Genomic DNA, 19,700 nt, shown 5'->3' with positions numbered 1-19,700 from the left:
CCCAGCGTGCATCGGTTAGCATAAGTCTTGGCATGGCTTGAGGTTATGGTTACTTTTGGCGAAGCAAATTATAACGTCTTGCCATGCTGTCTAAAAATCACTCTCGAAAGATCAACAGACCCTAGTAAAAAAGACCTCTTGGAAAAAAGACTTTAATGGTTAAACAAGGATTAAAAAATCAAATCCTCATAAAATAGGGGAGTGCGATGAGGGCGATGCCTATGGCGATAAATAATGCGAGATTGGTGACAAAATAAGGGTAAATCATTAGGGTGAGGCCCACGACTAAAGGGATGGGGGCCGCTTGGCGTTTGCCGTAGGTGAAAAAGCCAAGACCAATGAGGCTAAAGACCAAACTCCATAGTAATAATACGGGATTATCAAACACCTTGAGTTCCTCAGTGGCTAACCTAGCTAGGCTTTGACTTTATCGTAGCGTCAAATTGGTTAAACGGCAGTGTCGCTTGGTTCAGTCTAATCCTAAATCATTCCCGTGGTAATTAAGCTTTGTTCATCTCATTCTCTGCTCTGAGGCTCAGCTTGATTCGCGCTATAGCTCATATAATTCTAAGGGTAGGCCGTCGGGATCGCTAAAGAAGGTGAATTTTCTGCCTGTGTATTCGTCAATGCGGACGGGTTCAACGGTAATGTGATGGCTATGAAGATGTTCGATGGCGGTTTCAATCGATGCGACGCGAAAGGCAAGATGCCTCAGTCCACAGGCTTCGGGATAGCTGGGGCGCTTGGGGGGAGTGTCGAATGAAAACAACTCGATTTGACTCTTATCCCCGAGCTGTAAATCGAGTTTATAGGAATTACGTGCCTCACGGTAATGCTCTGCGAGTACGCTAAGACCAAGAATAGTCACATAAAAATGTTTGGATTTTTCATAGTCGCTACAAATAATCGCTACATGGTGAATGCCGAGTAACATCGCTTTCCTTTGTGATTTTTAAAGGGTAATCAAATAAGATAGAAAGGTTTGAGAGTATAACGGTTAAAAAATATAGCGTCACAGTTTAGCGTGACGCTATCGGTCGATTTCACTTTTTAGCTCACCTAGGCTTGTTGCTCGTTTAATCTTCCAGCTCGAATATGGCTGAAGACAACGGTGCAAGTTGCATCTGAACTAGACCTTCAGCTTCCTTAATGACTAACTTCGCCGCATGATCTTCGAGTAAATCCATAAGCGGAAATACGCCGTCCTTTAATTGCCACTTACGGATAAGCTCTTTGGGTAGCTTGAGCTGTAAGGCTTTTGATTTGGTCTGACTGAAGTTACTGACAATAATCAGCTTTTGAGCCTGCTTTGAGGTCCCAGATATCGCCTCGAAGCGGGCAAAAGCGAAGGTGCTGTCGTCATAGCCAGTTTCGTGCCCGGCACTCTTTTGAGTATTCATATTTTGAGTGCTGTTACTTTCAGTCGTATCACCCTTGCTGCGATTTGCAGCATCGAGTGAATAGTATTGTCCTAAGAGTGCGGGCGTGGTTCTGCCAGTGCTTAACGTTAATAGCTTTTGATAGTAAGCTCGCAGTGATGTTTCTTGCTGTGTCGATTGTCCACCATCAAACTTGCCATTGTTCATCCAGCGCTGATGGGCGGGGACACCAACATAGTCAAAAATACTGGTGCGTGATGCATGACCAAAACCTGGGTTATCGATGGCTGCTTCTCCCACTTCTTGGCCAAAATACACCAACGTTGGTGAAGTGCCTATTGTTGCCGATACCACCATGGCTGGTAGGGCATAGTTCGGATTTACGGCCTGAGCAGTTGCAGAGTCATTTGCTGAGATATTTGTTTGTAGCGATGCTAAAAATGCCGCATTACCAATACGTTGCTCATCGTGGTTTTCTAAAAAGTGCAGCATGTGGGATTCAATATCCTGCACTTTTGCCTGATTCGCCGCAATATTAGCTGTGCTAGTTTTACCCGCCATCACGGCTTTTAGGGTGTCGTAAAGATCGACCTTATCGTACAGATAATCCATTTTTCCAAGCTGGATATAATTTCGGTACAGTTTAGGGTTATAGACCTCGGCCAAGATAAAGGCATCGGGATTAGTGTGTTTTATCTGACTATTGAGATAACTCCAAAACTCCACTGGCACCATTTCGGCCATATCATAGCGAAAGCCATCGACCCCTTTCGCTAGCCAGTATTGCGCAATCTGATTGAATTTAATCCAAGAGCTTGGGATCTCGGCTAAGTGTTGTTGCCAGAAATCGTAATGCTGCTCTTCAGTAAAAGTGGCGAATTTGGCTGGCAGGCGAGGGAAGTCATAGGTGCCATCGGGGCGTACGCCGTAATTGATTTTTACTGTTTCGTACCAATCATTGGCATCGGGCTTAGCTAAGCGTGAGCCATTGCCAGTCCATTTTGCGGGAAATTCGTTGAATTTGCCGTCACTTAAGGGGTGAGCTTCTCCGCCAAGCGGTTTAAGTCCTGCGGGTAAGCTTGGTACCTCAAAGGCATGGGCTTGTCCTTTCGTTCCCTTCACACTGTTATCAACGACGTAATAGAAGTTGTTGTTTTTGGCGTATTCCAGACTGGTATCATCATCTTCGCCAAAATCGCGCACGCCTTGGGGTTTACTGACGGATTGATAATGGCGCGCCACATGGTTTGGCACGATATCGATAATTACCTTTAAGCCGTGTTGATGGGTGCGAGCAATCAGCGCCTCGAACTCGGCTAAACGGTTGGCGGGGTTGACCGCCAGATCCGGGTTGACGTTGTAGTAATCTTTAACTGCGTAGGGTGAACCAGCGCGGCCTTTGACCACATCAGGATCATCTGCACTTACGCCAATCGCACTGTAATCGCCAATCAATGCATGGTGGGGAACGCCTGTGTACCACACATGGGTAACACCTAGGTCTTTGATGCTATTGAGTGCAACATCGTCGATATCATTAAATTTGCCGACACCATTGTCGGCAATCGTGCCCCAAGGTTTATTCGTTGGGTTTTTATTGCCATAAAGGCGAGTAAAAATCTGATACACCACAGGTTTTAGCGTCATAACCTCACTCTCAGACTTTGGTTCATTATCAAGCCCCAGCGCCGAGGCATTGGCCGAGAAGCTAAAAAGTAAGGCAGTTAATAAAGCTGCACTAGATAAAGAGGCATTAAACAAAGACTGTAGACATAAATTGAGTGATGATTGCCGCGATTGTCGGCGCTGCGTATTTTTCGCTGCTTTGGTCCGTAAAGCTGCGATGGGAAATTTAGCCGATTGGGGGCTCTGAGTCACTCTGGAATCGATAGGCGATAAAAAGCTCAAGACTGAGTTCCTTTTTGGGTTGAGTGTTTAGCTAGGCTATTAGCACTGTTGTTAGCACTGTTGTTAGCACTGCTGTGAGTTTGAACGCGCGGTAAAACGTTAGCTTGATTTCCCGAGTGCAATGAATCTTGGCTGCTCGGCAAGCCAGCATTCAGCGGCGACTTAGTATTAGAATCAGTCTTAGAATTAGGCTTAAGCTCGAGGATTGTGACCCCTGCGTGGGACAAGGTTATCACTTGATTGAGTGAAACAGTGTTGCCACTGATGATGTCTGTCGCGGTGCCGTTATCGCCAAATACACTGGCAAAGCGGTTTACATCTAGTGTGACTGCCTTGTCATTTTTATTGTAAATCACCATGACTTTATCGGCTGAGGGCTGAGTGCAGGCATTGTGTTGGGTTAGAGAATTGTTTTGTATTAGTGACTTAAGCGCCTCGGCATTCTGTTCAGATGATAATGGCGTATTTAATACGCAGCGAAATTGCACATAGACGCCATCCTGCGGCACAAAGTGTAGCAAGTCGCCCGATTGCAGCGCAGGGGATTGTTTACGGTAATTGAGTAGGGTACGGACAAATTGCTGTGCTTGTCGCTGCGGTTCACTCAGTCCTTGGCCAGTAAAGGCGTTAGTGGCACTGTTGGCAAATCCACCGGGAAAATCACTGCGCACAACGCCATCGTGACGGCCTTCTGTCGGGCTGGTCATTAATACTTCTGTGCCGTAGAACAGCTGCGGAATGCGTTTGGTGGTCAGCACATAGGTGAGGGCCATTTGGTATAAGTCGATATTTTCTTTCACTAAACTGAAGATACGGTTAGTGTCGTGATTACCCTCAAATAGCACTAGCTTACTAGGATCAGCATACACAACATCATTGGCTAACATCTCGTAAAGCTTGATAAAACCTGTGTCCCAGCTTTCTGGCTCATTGAGGCTGGCAATTAATTTTTCATATAGCGGGAAGTCCATCAAACTGGGTAAATCTGAGGTATTACCATCGGCATTGATTTTGCCCTTTTGCCAATAGGACACTGTGATGGGGTTTGCGGTCCATTCTTCGCCCACAATATTAAAATTCGGGTACTCACTCATTACGGCCTTAGACCATTTAGCGAGAAATGCTTTGTCGGCGTAGGAATAAGTGTCTTCGCGTATTCCTGAAAGCCCGGCGTACTCGACCCACCAAATGCTGTTTTGGATAAGATAGGTTGCCAGTTTTGGATTGCTTTGATTCAGATCCGGCATAGTGTCGGTAAACCAGCCGCCGACAAAATCGATATGATCTTGCGCTGCCGCGTAGGGATCTTGCACTGTGGTGCGCCTATGGCTGGTGAAACGGGGGCTGGTAACGCTGGATGTGATAACGCTGGATTTAGTATCGGCAGACTGAATCAAGTGAGGCTTGGATTTTTGATTCTTTAGCTGCATTTTTGTGGCGTCATTGAGCCAGTCTTGGCTAGGTAAATCGTTGAGCCACCAATGATTAGAGCCGATATGATTCACGACAACATCTTTAATCACTCCAAGGCCAAGCTTGTTCGCCTTAGCGACTAAGGCTTTATACTCCTCATTGCTGCCAAAGCGGGGATCGACGCGGTATAAATTGGTAATTGAGTAACCGTGGTATGAATACTGGGCTTGATTATTCTCAAGCAGCGGATTGATCCATAACTGAGTCACCCCGAGTTTCGCCAGATACGCTAAGTGCTGGCTGATCCCTGCGATATCGCCGCCATGGCGAGCATCGGGATAATAGGGATGGTTGGAATTGCTAGGAGAGTTCGTTGCGACTTGCTCTAACATATCGGCTTGATTGTCATTACTGGTGTCGCCATTGGCGAATCTATCCGGAGTGATAAGGTAAATCACATCCTTATTGCTAAACCCTTGGCGCTCACGACTGCCCTCAGCACGCGCTTGCAACGTATAGGGCAGGCGATAAAGAGGCGTGTTGGTTTTTGAAGTCAAGTCCGTGCTGTAAAGCACCAGCTCAAAGGTTTGCGGCGCAGCTTGGCTCAGATCTAAATTGATAAACAGATAGTGAGGGTTATCAGTGTGTTCAATGCTTTTTAGCGTGATGCCTTCACCTTGGATATCAAGCTTAAGCTGCTGCGGTAAGCTAGGGAAATCGCGGCTATACAGCATCAATTGTAACTCAGGATTGTGCATCCCCGCCCACCAAAATGCGGGTTCAAGTGTCAGGCCATGAGGCTGGCTTGATGTGTCTTGAAGTGGCAAAGAGAGACTGCTCGAACTTGCCTGCGCTGTGTTGGCAGAGGCGCCTAGGCTAAGCATAATCACTAAGGAAGTGGTGAGAGTCCGCAGGTTTAATATCATATTCATTCCTTGTTGATTCAAATTTAAACTGCAAATTCAATTTATAAATCGATGAGTTAGTACACTCCTAACGTCAGTCGTAACTCTTAAGCCGTAGTGATTATTTATGTGTCGATATGTGTGCTAGATACTGGTCGTGGCTTGGTAGCTTAGTGACGGTATTATCAATAATAGTGCGCATATTGAGCAGGAATTCACTCAGTGCTTGCGGTTGAATGGTTGCCGCTAATGGATTGAAATCCTGAGGCCTAATGCCTTGCCCCAACATGACTTGAATCCATGCGGCTTCGGTAAAGAGTTCATCTTGATGTCTAAACACTGTGCCTGTGGCACGAAATAGGGCGATTTTTTGTTGCAAACTCTCTGGCAGTAACATGGTTCGGCATTGATACCAAAACCCATTTTCCTTCGCATCTTCCCTTTGGTTTAAATGATAGTGCAAGATAATAAAATCGCGGATTTGTTCAAATTCAAGTTGGGACTGGCGATTGAACTCATCGACATTCGCTTGTGCAATTCCTTGATGTGGAAAGAGTTTACTCAAGCGAATAATCGCCGATTGGACTAAATGCAAGCTGGTGGATTCTAAAGGCTCTAAGAACCCACTCGAAAGGCCGATGGCAACACAATTTTTATGCCACTGTTTGATTCGTCGTCCGGTTTTAAAATTGATTTTCTTAGGTTCAGCCAAAGGCTTACCATCTAAATGATTGAGTAAAAGCTGTTTAGCTGCATCATCACTGATATAGCGACTGCAATAGACTAACCCATTGCCTGTGCGGTGTTGCAGGGGGATCCGCCATTGCCAACCCGCATCATGGGCTATAGAACGTGTATAAGGCGTTATTGCCGCCGTTTTTTCGCAGGGCACGGCATAGGCGCTGTCGCAGGGGAGCCAGTGTTGGTAGCTATCGAAGCCAACCTTGAGCGCTTTTTCTATCAGTAGCGCGGCAAAGCCCGAGCAATCTATAAAGAAATCGGCTGTTACGGTTTTTCCTGATCCTAAGGTTACACTTTCAATATCGCCGTTTGGCGTGAGTTCGACCGCCGTAATCTGGCCTTCGATACGCTTTACTCCGAGTTGCTCACTGAAACGTCGTAAAAATTGGGCATAGAGCGATGCATCAAAATGATAAGCATGGGTTAAGCCGGCAAGGGGAGAGTTTGGGATCTGCTGGAGTACTTGAAACTTATTGTGTTTCGCCGCTTGGTAATTAACCGAGTAATCCCAAAACGAATTGACCTCTTTTGGGGAGGTGCTGAGCCAATAATGATGAAATTGAGTAAAACCTATATCTTTACCTACATTACCAAAAGCATGCATATAGGCTTCATTTGGTTTGCCCCAATTTTCGAATTGAATACCTAATTTAAACGTTGCTTGGGTGGCATTGATGAAATCGGCTTCGGAAATCCCTAGCACGTTATTGAATATTTGCAGTGGTGGAATGGTGGCTTCACCTACGCCCACTGTGCCTATATCTTCAGATTCAATCAGGGTGATATTCAGTATTGACTTAAACAATCTTGCCAACATGGCCGCCGTCATCCAACCTGATGAACCTCCACCTACAATGACGATATCTCTGATTTTATTCATGATATAAGCCTTTCACATTATGATTCGTGGTGATCAATTAACGCAGATAAATGAATAGCCCAGTGGCTTGAAATGATAAAGTAAAAAGCCTCTGTAACAGGTTACAGAGGCTTTAAACCGTGCAGGATTAGAACTTATAGTTCGCGCCTAACATAAAGTTACGGCCATAGTTTTGGTAATCACGGACTAAACGTTGATCATCGCTAGTGTAAGAGGTGAAAGGCTCGTTGGTTAAGTTATTCACTTGGAACTGAATAGATAAACCATACAGAGACTCGATACCGCTTTCGCTAAAGTCATAACCAATTTGTGCATCGACCACAGTTTCAGCTTTGATGTTCACGTTTTCGCGTTGCAGACTGATCTTGGTTACTTCACCAAGGAAGTCACTGCGGTAGCGTGAGCTAATGCGCGCTTCGAAGCCTGAGTTTTCATAGTAAATCGTCGCGTTTAAGGTTTTTTCTGACAGACCTGGCAAGGTTGTTGGATTGCTGGTTGGAGTTTCTTTCACTTCACTGTCGTTGTATGAGCCGCTGATAACAGTACCAAACCCACTTAACACATCGGCAAACATACCAAAGTCGACAGATACAGAGGCTTCAACACCTTGAACATAACCACCTTCACCGTTTTGTGGTTGGGTGACATCGCCAATCGGGTTATCAGTCGGCCCTTGTGGGAATAGAGTGCTGAAATCAAAGTCTGTATGTTGATCGTAAACGTAGTTCTCAAGATCTTTGTAGAATATCGCTACCGAGAAATAACCTTGGTCGCTGAAATAGTTTTCATAGCTTAAGTCATATTGACGGGCTAACCATGGGCGTAACTCAGGATTACCGGCGCTACCACTCCAGTTAACGTTGCCACCACTTGGGTTAGCTGAATAAGTGTAGTTTAGGTTGGCATTCATTTTGTCCATGCGTGAACGGGTTAACGTGCGCGCTGCGGCTAAACGGACCACTTGGCTATCGGCAACTTCGAAACTTAAGTTAACACTTGGCAGCCATTCAACATAGGAATCACCCGCAGTGCGCGACGTTAACACCACTACTTCATTTTCAACCGTTGCCACTGTACCGTCAGAAGATTGATCGGTATGAACCGCTTGTAAGCCTGCGTTACCCGTGAAAGGAATACCAAATACTTCGGATTCAAGGTTGGCCATCACATAGCCGGTGGTCACTTTTTCTTGAACAGCCCAAGAGTTAGTTGCGCGGGAAAGATCCACATCAGCAACATCAGTTTCTGTATAGTTACCGTCATTGTAGAAAGCCAACGAGTCGTAACTTAATACATTGCCCATGCCAAAGAAATCGAGTGACGTTGGTGCAAGTAAGTATTGATCTGGTACTGCCATAGTGTAATTGGCAGAACCGTCATAACCTTTGAGTGTCAGGTAATAACCTTTATCTAATTTGGTTTTATCGCGATTAGTACGATTCACACCAAACTCAACGCTACGAACGGCACCGCCATCGAGCACATATTCAGCGCTTAAACGGAAGGATTTTAGCTCATCCTCAATTTCAGGTTTGTTGATAAAGCCGTCTTGAGTGTTAGCGCCTAGTGGGCTACCCCAACCGAGTGGGTCGCCAAGTTTGATCAGGTTTTTATCAGAATAATCGAGGTTATGGTCAAATATATAACCGCCTTTACCGTTATAAGCAAAGCCTAAATCGTCAACCGCTCCCACACCTGTACCGCGGCCAGTTCCTGAGTAACTTTCCATACCTATGTCAGTACGGTTAGCTCTAGACATGGAGATATCGGCTTCAACATTCCAGTTCTCATTGATGTTGAATTTGTTATTCCAGCCAATAGACAGAGAATCCGCATCACGTTTGTTGACGTCGTTACGGATAACGACTTCAGCTCCTTTGATGACACCTTCAGTGACTAAACCATTATCAGTTGTCGTCGGAATTACGCCACCGTTTGTGCCCCAAGCACCAGGGATTTCAATGCCTCGTAGGCGTTGATCATCGGTAAATTTTGAGTAGTAAATGTCTAAGGTCGAGTGGTAAGTGGTATTTGGCGCATATTCAAATACGGCGAGTACACCATCACGTTCTAATTCACTTGAACGAACGAAAGGTTTTGCACCACCTAAAACGCTATCACCATTGTCATTGGTTGGGTAACCCCAAGCTTGCCAACGTTCTTCTTGGTTAGGTGACATCATGCGAGCATAACCAATGGCGACACCAATAGTGTCATCGGCGAATTGGTCAATATAAGAGATACTGCCACGGTAGCCTGTGTCACTTGAGCCGCTGTTTAATGAACCTAAATCGTTCATTTCGCCGCGTAGCGAAACGGCAATCGTTTGTTCACCGTGGGCTAAAGGACTGATTGTTTGCATATCAACCGTACCGCCGATGGCTTGCGCCATAACTGAGGCATCGGGTGTCTTGTAAACTACAACGCGATTTAATAACTCAGATGGATATTGGTCGAATTCCACACTGCGGTTATCGTTCACAGAGGCCTGTTCGCGACCATTTAATGTGGCGGTAGTAAAGTCAGGGCCCATACCGCGGATAGAAATCACGTTGGCACGACCATCGAGTCGTTGAGCCGATACGCCAGGCAATCGTGCTAGAGATTCTGCAATACTGACATCCGGTAATTTACCTATGTCTTCCGCTGAAATGGCTTCAACGATAGAAGAGGATGACATCTTAAGTGATTGGGATTCTTGCAAGCTACGGCGAATACCAGTGACTTGAATCACTTCAATATTTTCATCTTTAGCTGTCTTATCTGTCGCCACTTCATCTGCCGCATAGGAGTGCATACTCGCACCTGCGGCAATGAGCGCTAAGGTTAGCAAACTGGGTTTAAATCGCATCATATCTCTCTTCCCCTTGGAGTCGCTTTATCGCTTTGTAGAGCGTTTTATCGTTATCACCGCGTTATGTTTGCGGCCTTTTTTTTGGTATCTGGGCGCTTAATTGACTGCATAAGTGCTGCGTTTATGACCAAATTGTTATGCAACGGTGAAGATACTACTCCCGAGCTTCTTAGCGGAACAACAGAGTGCATACGTATTCAATGCCTTGTTGAGTTAAGAATAGCCGTTAATTGCGGGAAATCTCATGGCGTAAAATGATTTTATTTTGCAATTAAGTGACTGTTAATAAATAGTAAAGCGAGTTATGTCTCAATGTGATTTCTGGCGCGGTCTTCTGCATACGTATGCAGGTGTATTGAACCTTATTTCCCTCTTCACGTATGCTCGGTGACACAAAATAAGCCGCGATACCTTTACTCTGCAGTAACAAAACGATAACTGTTTGCGTGAGTGTGTTAGGGAAAGATCGCTGTAGAATAACGATAAAGGGGCAACAATGAGTGAGTTAACTTGGTGGCGTGGCGCGGTGATTTATCAAATTTATCCGCGTAGCCTTTTAGATACCAATGGTGATGGCGTTGGTGATTTGCGTGGCATTATCGCTAAGCTGGACTACATTGCGAGCCTCAACGTCGATGCCATCTGGATTTCACCATTCTTTAAATCGCCCATGGCAGATTTTGGCTACGACATCAGTGACTACCGCGAAGTTGACCCTCTTTTTGGCACTATGCATGATTTCGATGAATTGATTGAAAAAGCCCACGGCTTAGGCATTAAGGTCATTATCGATCAAGTATTAAGTCATACCTCTGATCAGCATGCGTGGTTTGTTGAAAGCCGCGAGAGCCGTACAAATCCCAAAGCGGATTGGTATGTGTGGGCCGATCCTAAGGAAGACGGCACAGCACCTAACAACTGGCTCGCGATTTTTGGCGGTTGTGCTTGGGAATGGGAACCACGCAGACAACAATACTATTTACATAACTTCCTGCGTAGCCAGCCCGATATTAATTTCCATAACCCTGACGTGCGTCAAGCTGTGCTGGATAATGTCGAGTTTTGGCTTAAAAAGGGCGTTGATGGCTTTCGCTTAGATGCGATTACCTTCTGTTATCACGATGAACAGCTCAGGGACAATCCAGCGAAACCTAAGGATAAACGTCAGGGCCGAGGTTTTAGCGAAGATAACCCTTACGCCTATCAATATCATTACTACAATAATGACCGTCCGCAAACCATCGCGTTTATCGAAGATTTACGAAAGCTCATCAATCGCTATCCCGGCGCTGTGACCTTAGGTGAAGTGTCGGCCGAAGATTCTTTAGCTGTGATGGCGGCTTACACTAAAGGTGAAGATCGCCTGCACATGGCCTACAGTTTTGAGCTATTAACCGACGATTACAGCGCCGCTTATATTCGCCAAACCGTAGAGGCATTAGAAGCGAGCATAGGTGATGGTTGGCCTTGTTGGGCTATCGGTAATCATGATGTGCAGCGCGTGGCGAGCCGTTGGGGGCAGGGCAAACAGAATTCTGACATGGTTAAAATGCTCAATGCCATGCTAAGTTCACTGCGCGGCAGTGTGTGTAGTTATCAAGGTGAAGAACTCGGTTTAACCGAAGCGCCGATTGAATACCATGAGTTGCAAGATCCCTTTGGCAAAACCTTCTGGCCTATGTTCAAAGGCCGCGATGGTTGCCGTACGCCAATGCCATGGCAGCAAGGCGCCGATTTTAGTGGTTTTAGTGAGGTATCGCCTTGGTTGCCTATCGCCCCTGCGCATCAAGCGTTAGCGGTAGATGTACAAGAATCAGATGCTGATTCCATGCTTAGTGGTTATCGACGTTTTCTTGCTTGGCGTAAATTACACCCAGTGCTGGTTGAAGGCGATATCCAGTTTGTGGATAGCAACGAGCCCATCTTGGCCTTTATCCGCACCTTAGGAGAGCTCAAAATATTCGTCGGATTCAACTTAGGCGATACTAATGTTGAGTTGGATTCATCACAGTTTGAATTTAGTGAAATGTTGCTGGGACATGGCCTGAAAACCGCACAAATAGAAAACAATCAGCTGAAGTTTTCGGCATTTGCCAGCTTTTATGCAGTTTTAAAGTGAAAATGATTCATTTTTATTCGGCTGAGGTGTTATATACCCAAACAACTTGAAGATGCAGGATTCAGCGGGAATTTAACGCACTTTAGGCAAGGCGGTTATTTGCAGACCTAGTGGACTAAGTTAAAAATAACCAACACGGCATAAAGTGCGTTAAAACCCGCCGGGACGGAGCGCCTAGGGCACTCCACTTCGGTGTTGCATCAATTCAAAAGGTGGCCGACATTCTGTCATTGATGCGCCTTGAATTGAAGCACCCTAGGCGCTCTGAAACTCGTATCTTCAGGTAGCTTGGGTATATACCCAAGCCCACTATTCGACGTAAAGCCGCCCACGGGCATACTGGGGAATGTAACCTTAATTAGTTCCTGATAATAAAAACATACAGAGAGAATAACTATGGCGTCATCAATTAATATCGGTAGTTACAGCAGTAATGCTGGCGAAAATGGCTCGGGCAGTTATCGTTTTGCCTTGATCTCATTAACTTCACTGTTTTTTATGTGGGGTTTTATCACTTGCTTGAACGATATTCTGATCCCGCATCTTAAAGCGGTGTTTTCGCTGAATTACACTCAAGCCATGTTGATCCAATTTTGTTTCTTTGGAGCTTACTTTTTAGTGTCGATCCCAGCTGGTAACTTAGTCAAAAAACTGGGTTATCAAAAGGGGATAGTTACCGGTCTTGTGATTGCGAGTATTGGCTGTGCGCTGTTTTATCCAGCGGCCACGCTAGCGACCTACAATCTGTTCCTTGGCGCGTTATTCGTTCTTGCATCGGGCATCACTATCCTACAAGTGGCAGCCAACCCCTATGTTAACGCCTTAGGCAGTAGCGAAACTGCCTCGAGTCGTTTGAATTTAACGCAAGCTTTCAATGCGTTAGGTACAACTGTGGCACCATTCTTTGGTGCTATGCTCATTCTTTCTGTTGCCAGTTCAGTATCCAGCGATTTAGCCAACGCGAGCGCCGAAGCCGAAGTGGTTAAACTGCCATACCTGTTGCTTTCTGGCGCTTTGGCAATCTTAGCGCTGATTTTTGCAAAATTAGATTTACCTGTGATCCGTGAGCATGATCACAGTGTTCAAGGTGAGGTCCAAACCCATCTAGGTAAAACCAGTGCCTTACAAAGCAAGCACTTAGTGCTCGGCGCTGTGGGTATTTTCGTGTATGTCGGCGCCGAAGTGTCTATCGGTAGTTTCTTAGTTAACTTTTTAGGCGAAAGCCACATTGCGGGCATGCCAGAAGCCGAAGCCGCCCATTACATCGCCTATTACTGGGGCGGCGCTATGGTGGGACGTTTTATTGGCTCTGTGGTGATGCAAAAAGTGCCCGCTGGCTCAGTACTTGCTTTTAATGCCTTTATTGCAGCGCTACTTGTGCTGGTGGCGATGACAAGCAGTGGCAGTATTGCTATGTGGGCAATCCTTGGGGTGGGGTTATTTAACTCGATTATGTTCCCAACGATCTTCAGCTTAGCGCTGCGTGATTTAGGTCCACACACTTCACAGGGCAGTGGCATTTTGTGTCTGGCAATTGTGGGTGGGGCGATTCTACCTTTATTCCAAGGCATGTTAGCGGATAACCTTGGTGTACAGCACGCGTTTATTCTGCCTGTGATTTGCTATGGCTTTATCCTGTTTTACGGGGCTAAAGGCTCAAAAATGTAACGGTTTAACAGAGTTAAACTAAAAAGCGATCCCTCTGGATCGCTTTTTTTTATGGCTTTAACCTTAACTCAGCGCCAGCGTGCTTGCGTATTAGGGCCTGACCTCCTATGATCCTCCGGTTTTATCATTCATGGTGACCTTTTAAATGTTGAATTCTCCGCTTTCTGCCAGCTCGAACGAATTAGTGATCAGTATCTTAACTATGGTGCTGAGCCAAGGGAAACCCTTAGATCGGGCCTATTCTCAGCATTTTTCTGGGTTGCAATTGGTACCCGCCGAACAGGCGCGTATCGCATTAACGACGGGTGATATCCTACGTCGCTTAAATTTATATTGTTATCTGGCGGAAATCAGTCCAGATGAGATGGAGCGTTTTGGCTCTAAATTGCTTAATGCGTGGCATTTATTCCACGGGCTTGAACTGCCTAAAATGCAATATTCGCTGCAAGTCGATGAGGCGCGTTTGAGCGAGCGCACCGAGCAAGCGAAAACTAAGCCTGTACTGTGGGACGGTTGCCCTGAGTGGCTTGATGCGATGGGCCGTGAGCAATTAGGTGAGTCTTGGGACAAGGAGCGTGCCGCGTTAAGCACTGCGCCGAAACGTTTTTTACGCGCAAATGCCCTTAAAGTAACACGTGATCAATTGGCCGCTAAGCTTGCCGCAGAGTTTGTGAGCACGCTGAGCGTTGATGGGGTTGATTCTGCCCTTGAAGTGACCTCCGATTCTGCCTTGTTCCGTACCCAAAGCTTTAAAGATGGTTTATTCGAGCAGCAAGATGCGGGCTCTCAGCGCGTGGCGGCAGCGCTTGATGCCAAACCGGGTATGAAAGTCATCGATGCTTGCGCAGGTGCGGGTGGAAAAACATTACACATAGCCGCGCAAATGCAGGGCAAAGGGCGCTTGTTAGCCATGGATGTGGAGCAATGGAAACTCGACAAGCTCAAAGAGCGTGCCCGTCGTAATGGGGCGCACAATGTCGAAACCCGCGTGATTGCCAGCAGTAAAACCATTAAACGCTTAAAGCTCAGCGCCGATCGGGTATTACTCGATGTGCCATGCTCGGGGTTAGGTGTATTAAAGCGTAATCCCGATGCAAAATGGCGTGATACCGTCGAGCGTTTACCCGTGTTAATGGATCTGCAAAAGCACATTTTGAGCAGTTATAGCCGCATGGTGAAGGTTGGTGGCATAGTGGTTTATGCGACCTGTTCTATCTTCCCCTGTGAAAACCGCGGTCAAGTCGATGCGTTTTTAGCTGAGAATCCTAATTTCCGCCTAATTGAGGATGAAAGTATTAGCCCTGCAGATAGCGGATTTGATGGCTTTTACCTTGCAAAACTTGAACGTATTCAAGAGTAAAGCCTTGCGGTTAAGACTAAAGTAAGCCCTTTATGCCATTCATTCAGGGTTTACTTAGTTAATATTAGTGCCTAAAATTTCCAATAAGTTATAAATATTCTTAACATTGTTAATCAGTATTTATATTGCAACTTTGTTTGTAAGGGAATTATGGCGTACGGCGTTAATCTTCCAGATCTGCTCGACCATACTGATGTTAAACTCGCCCATAATGTCAGCATAGCTTGCTATAGCAGTATTCTCTCTATGCTGCTCAATGGCGCACCGCTACATGAAATCTTGCACGCCTTAGTGCTAAAAATCGAAGCGCAAAAGATAGGTACTCGTGGATCTATATTACTGCTCAGCGGTGACGGCAAACGTTTGTTGTTAGGCGCTGCGCCCCATTTACCCGACAGTTACAACCAAGCAATTAATGGGGTAGAGATTGGCCCAAATGTCGGCTCCTGCGGCACCGCGGCTTATTTTGCAAAGCGCATCATTGTTGAAGACATAGCTACGCATCCTTATTGGGAAAATTATAAAGAACTGCCATTACGCGCCGGTCTTAAATCTTGTTGGTCTGAACCTATCAAAGATAATCAAGGCAAAGTGCTCGGTACATTTGCCATGTACTACGATACAATAAAGTCCCCAACCGAGCTTGATTTAGAGCTGATTTCAGAGGCGGCACGATTAGCCAGTTTGGCCATTGAGCGCAGTCGGGCAATGGAGTTTCAGCATTTAGCGGTGAAAATTTTTGATCGCTTACCTTTGGCGTTGGTTATCTCCAATTCTGATGATTCCGTCCTCTATGCTAACCCCGCTTTTAAACACATCGTTCTTCCGCAAAATATTGATATAGCAAACTTTAATCCTAAGATGTTTTTGTCTGCGTCTCAACCCAATGAGTTAGTCGGCCTATTTGAGCATTTAGCGCAGGATAAAATGTGGCAGGGTGAATTGGTTGGCTTAAGGGGCAATGGCGAGGAATTTTACCTTGACCTTATCGTCAGCACATTTCGAGAGCCTAATGGATTACAGCCGTGTTTTGCGTGGTTATTTTCCGATATTAGCGAACGTAAAAAAGCGGCACAGCTGATTAAGTATCAGGCCAATAATGACTCGCTAACTGGGCTTGCTAACCGTAATGCCTTGTTTAAACAGATCCAATCCTTAATTACCTCCGACAGCCTGACGCCCGGCTTTAGTTTTATGCTGATGGATTTAGATAACTTTAAGCAAGTTAACGACACCCATGGCCACGACAAAGGTGATGCATTATTAGTGCAAGTGGTGCGGCAGATTTGTGAATGTCTCAATGACACTATGATGTTTGCACGCCTCGGCGGTGATGAGTTTGCCTTGCTATTACCTGGGATAGTCAATCAGAAAGAGTTGGCGCAACTTGCTGAAACAATTAATAAGCATGTGGCAAAACGTTATGTACTTGCCGATGGCAAAGGCGTATATAGCTCGGTAAGTATTGGGATTGCCCGTTTTCCAGAAGATGCCCTCGATCTCGAGCAGCTGTTAAATTGCGCCGATCAGGCCATGTATATTTCAAAGGCTAACGGTCGTAATCGATATCATTTTTTTACTGAGCAAATGCAGCTCAATGCCGAGCGCATTGCCAGCCTTCATAATCAACTCAAGCAGGCACTCGATCAACAGACCTTCGAGCTTTATTACCAGCCCATAGTGAATGCGACCACAGGTTTGATTGTTCGCGCCGAGGTTTTACTTCGTTGGCAGCTTGAAGGGCAATTCATTCCCCCCGATGAGTTTATTCCTATCGCGGAGAACAGCGGCTTAATTGTTGATATTGGTCGAGATGTGCGCCTTGGCGCTATGCAAACCATCTTAGAGATGCAGGCTCATAATTGGCCGATTAACTTATCGGTAAATGTGTCGACCTTTGAGTTTTGGTCCCATGAACTGCAAGATGCCTTTGTGGATTCCTTCGCTGAGATTACCGAGCAACTCGAAGTAACAGATTTCCCCTACGACAGGTTAACCCTTGAGATCACTGAGTCTTTGCTGATGAAGCAACATACACATCTTATTGATGTACTGAATGGTTTGCGGCTTAAGGGGATTAACATTTCATTGGACGACTTTGGCACTGGCTATTCGTCCTTATCCTATTTGGCTAATTTCCCTATCGATCAAATTAAAATCGATAAGAGCTTTATCGACAGATTAGATGAAGGCAAACGTCACGAAGCGTTGGTGGAGGCCATAGTGCGGTTAAGCCATGCGTTAGATTTAACTGTGACGGCAGAAGGGGTAGAAACGGAGTCCCAGCTTAAATTTGTAATGTCAAATCATATTCAAGAAATTCAAGGCTATCTTTTCTATAAACCTATGCCAAAAGCCGCTTTCTTTGCGCTGTTGGCAAAGCAAGCTGAGCTGCATTAGGTTCTTGGTATTGGAGCTTTGATGTTTGACCTAAATATGAGGGCGGCTTAACCTGCGACAGCCTGATTGATATATTGGGTTTAGATGTAAGTTAATAATCCAATATTGAGGAATATAGTATTGAAAAATAACAAATAAAAAGAGCGCCTCGGCGCTCTTTTTATGACTGAAAACGGGTGTTGCACTGAGTATAGGCGTGCACACTGAGTCAGCTTGATGAATGTTAAGATTTAGCGGTTAGCTGACCGTTAATCACTAGGCTCAAGTATTGCGTAAAATCGTGACCGTGATTTTGCAGCATTTTAGGGAACATAGAAATCGGCGTAGAACCTGGGAAAGTATTGATTTCATTCAATAGAATTTCATTGTCCGCGGTTAAGAAAAAGTCGATGCGCGATAAGTGACGCAGCTTCATTCCTTTAAATGCCTTGATTGCATAAGCACGGATCTGTTCGCTGATCTCAGCTGACACATGCTGCGCGACAACATCGGTGCGCGCTTTACTGTTTTTGGCGTATTTCTCATCGAAGGTGTAAAAGGTGTTGCTATCACAGATGATTTCACCTGGCACTGTCGCCACCACTTCACCATTGTACTCGTAGACTGCCACTTCTAACTCGCGGGCTTTTATGGTTTTTTCAACGATCACATAGGGCGCATAGCCAAACGCATCCTTGAGTACGCCTGCAACTTTATTGCTGTCGTCCACTTTGTAACAACCGACAGAAGAACCCTGTGAGGCTGCTTTGACGAAGATCGATCCCCATTGTGCCAATGCTGCTTGGGTTTGCTCAATTGCCGCATCATCGAACTGATTCAGGAAAATATACGGCGTATTCGGAATACCTAAGGCCGAGAACCACATTTTAGCGGTGATCTTATTGAAGCAGTTGCTGCTCGCTTCGGATTCACAGCCAAAATAGGGCAGTTGGATCAGATTAAAATAGGATTGAATGTCGCCGGTCTCACCGGGATAGCCATGAATGCAAGGAATAACATAATCGACCGGCCATGGCGTTTTGCTTTCATCACGGAAGCGAATTTCGCGGCTATTGGTCAGTTCGCAGTCGTCACCTGCGGCGGTGCGGTACTGGCCGAATTTATCCAGCTCGACGCGCAACACAGAAAACTGCTCAGATTTTGCCAGTGAGGTTTCAAAATAGTTGGCCGACATTAATGAAATATCGTGTTCGGCACTTCCGCCGCCGCACAGCAAAAGCAGATTGATCTTAGACATTGTGATTCCTCAAAGTGAGCAAAATCGGATGATATCGGCCTGTGGCAATACGAACATCATCCTATAGTACAACCGCTGTCATCTTAGTTTTCTTGTCCCTATGAGTGCAAGGTTTTGCTGACTGGCGGCTATTAAGTGGTGAATTTTAACGCATTTGATCGCATTGCAAATAAGGGCTTGTGCATTTGGCGAGTTTATTTTGATTTTTGTGGGGTTAACTGACAATGTCTTGCAATTGTGGAGTCACTATTCGCTGCGATGAATAGCCGCGAAAAAAATTAGCATTCGGGATGCGTTTCAACATGGCATTGTTGTAGGGAATACTTGGTTGAAAGTCATCGTAATGAGTTTTGGTAAATGACGAGGGTAAAATCTGTATGATGAATAAAAACATTCGGTTAGCTCAGTTACACGATGCACAGAGTATTCAACTGCTACTTGAGCAGCTAGGTTATGTTTTACCTGTGGCCGCGTTAGCCAAGACGTTAACCGAGTGCCAAGATAATCCCCATTCTCGCACTGATGAGTTACTGGTATACGAGCAACTCAATGCGCTGTGTGAGCCGCAAGTTGTTGCTGTGATGGCCTTGATGTTCTTTGATTATTTCCCCGCTTTAAGTCGTATTTGTCGCATTACGGCGATAGTAGTGGATGCCTATATGCGAGGTCAGGGCATCGGCACTCAGCTGATTGATTTTGCTAAAGCGCGGGGAAGACAAGAAGCCTGTCAGTTACTCGAACTCACTACATCGACCCAGCGCATTGCCACGCAGCAATACTATGAAAGTATAGGGTTTACCAAAACCTCTTTTCGTTACAGCTTAGTCTTGAGTTAA

Annotated in this window: 12 protein-coding genes; 5 read left to right on the top strand and 7 right to left on the bottom strand. The window is 45.6% G+C overall.

The window, feature by feature from the left end:
- Positions 1-178: 178 nt before the first annotated feature.
- From K5Q99_RS10155 to K5Q99_RS10130, 6 genes are all read right to left on the bottom strand, one after another.
- Positions 179-388, bottom strand: a complete 210-nt coding sequence (locus tag K5Q99_RS10155; RefSeq protein WP_220776787.1) for a hypothetical protein — start codon at positions 386-388, stop codon at positions 179-181.
- Between the two features lie 162 nt (positions 389-550).
- Entirely contained in the window at positions 551-934 is a 384-nt protein-coding gene (gene gloA2, locus K5Q99_RS10150) for an SMU1112c/YaeR family gloxylase I-like metalloprotein (RefSeq protein WP_220776786.1), read from the bottom strand.
- 142 nt (positions 935-1,076) lie between these two features.
- A complete protein-coding gene (locus K5Q99_RS10145) occupies positions 1,077-3,287 on the bottom strand; it encodes an alpha-amylase family protein (RefSeq protein WP_220776785.1) in 2,211 nt (736 codons plus the stop codon).
- Positions 3,284-5,626 carry a glycoside hydrolase family 13 protein gene (locus K5Q99_RS10140; RefSeq protein WP_220776784.1) on the bottom strand — a complete coding sequence of 781 codons (2,343 nt, stop codon included), beginning with the start codon at positions 5,624-5,626 and terminating at the stop codon, positions 3,284-3,286. The genes K5Q99_RS10145 and K5Q99_RS10140 overlap by 4 nt, the downstream gene beginning before the upstream one ends.
- Positions 5,627-5,726: 100 nt before the next feature.
- Complete coding sequence (locus K5Q99_RS10135; protein ID WP_220592884.1) at positions 5,727-7,226, bottom strand: tryptophan halogenase family protein; 1,500 nt, start codon at positions 7,224-7,226, stop codon at positions 5,727-5,729.
- A gap of 127 nt (positions 7,227-7,353) precedes the next feature.
- The gene (locus tag K5Q99_RS10130) at positions 7,354-10,080 is read right to left on the bottom strand and encodes a TonB-dependent receptor (RefSeq protein WP_220776783.1); all 2,727 of its coding nucleotides are present in this window, start codon (positions 10,078-10,080) and stop codon (positions 7,354-7,356) included.
- 496 nt (positions 10,081-10,576) lie between these two features.
- Here K5Q99_RS10130 and K5Q99_RS10125 point away from each other — a divergent pair, with 496 nt between their 5' ends.
- From K5Q99_RS10125 to K5Q99_RS10110, 4 genes are all read left to right on the top strand, one after another.
- On the top strand, positions 10,577-12,199 hold the full coding sequence (locus K5Q99_RS10125; protein ID WP_220776782.1) for an alpha-glucosidase: 1,623 nt from the start codon (positions 10,577-10,579) through the stop codon (positions 12,197-12,199).
- A 396-nt stretch (positions 12,200-12,595) separates the two neighbouring features.
- Positions 12,596-13,867 carry a sugar MFS transporter gene (locus K5Q99_RS10120; protein WP_106650396.1) on the top strand — a complete coding sequence of 424 codons (1,272 nt, stop codon included), beginning with the start codon at positions 12,596-12,598 and terminating at the stop codon, positions 13,865-13,867.
- Between the two features lie 145 nt (positions 13,868-14,012).
- Positions 14,013-15,227, top strand: a complete 1,215-nt coding sequence (locus tag K5Q99_RS10115; RefSeq protein ID WP_220776781.1) for an RsmB/NOP family class I SAM-dependent RNA methyltransferase — start codon at positions 14,013-14,015, stop codon at positions 15,225-15,227.
- 150 nt (positions 15,228-15,377) lie between these two features.
- Entirely contained in the window at positions 15,378-17,627 is a 2,250-nt protein-coding gene (locus K5Q99_RS10110; protein WP_220776780.1) for a sensor domain-containing phosphodiesterase, read from the top strand.
- A 223-nt stretch (positions 17,628-17,850) separates the two neighbouring features.
- On the opposite strand, the gene K5Q99_RS10105 is transcribed toward K5Q99_RS10110, so the two are convergent.
- Entirely contained in the window at positions 17,851-18,864 is a 1,014-nt protein-coding gene (locus K5Q99_RS10105) for a D-alanine--D-alanine ligase (RefSeq protein ID WP_220776779.1), read from the bottom strand.
- A 377-nt stretch (positions 18,865-19,241) separates the two neighbouring features.
- Between K5Q99_RS10105 and K5Q99_RS10100 the strand changes: the two genes are divergently transcribed.
- Positions 19,242-19,700: a GNAT family N-acetyltransferase gene (locus K5Q99_RS10100; protein ID WP_220776778.1), complete on the top strand. Its 459-nt coding sequence runs from the start codon at positions 19,242-19,244 to the stop codon at positions 19,698-19,700.

Origin of the sequence: Shewanella hafniensis, assembly GCF_019655335.1 — a bacterium.
GTDB lineage: Bacteria > Pseudomonadota > Gammaproteobacteria > Enterobacterales > Shewanellaceae > Shewanella > Shewanella hafniensis.
This window is presented reverse-complemented; position numbering and strand designations above follow the sequence as displayed.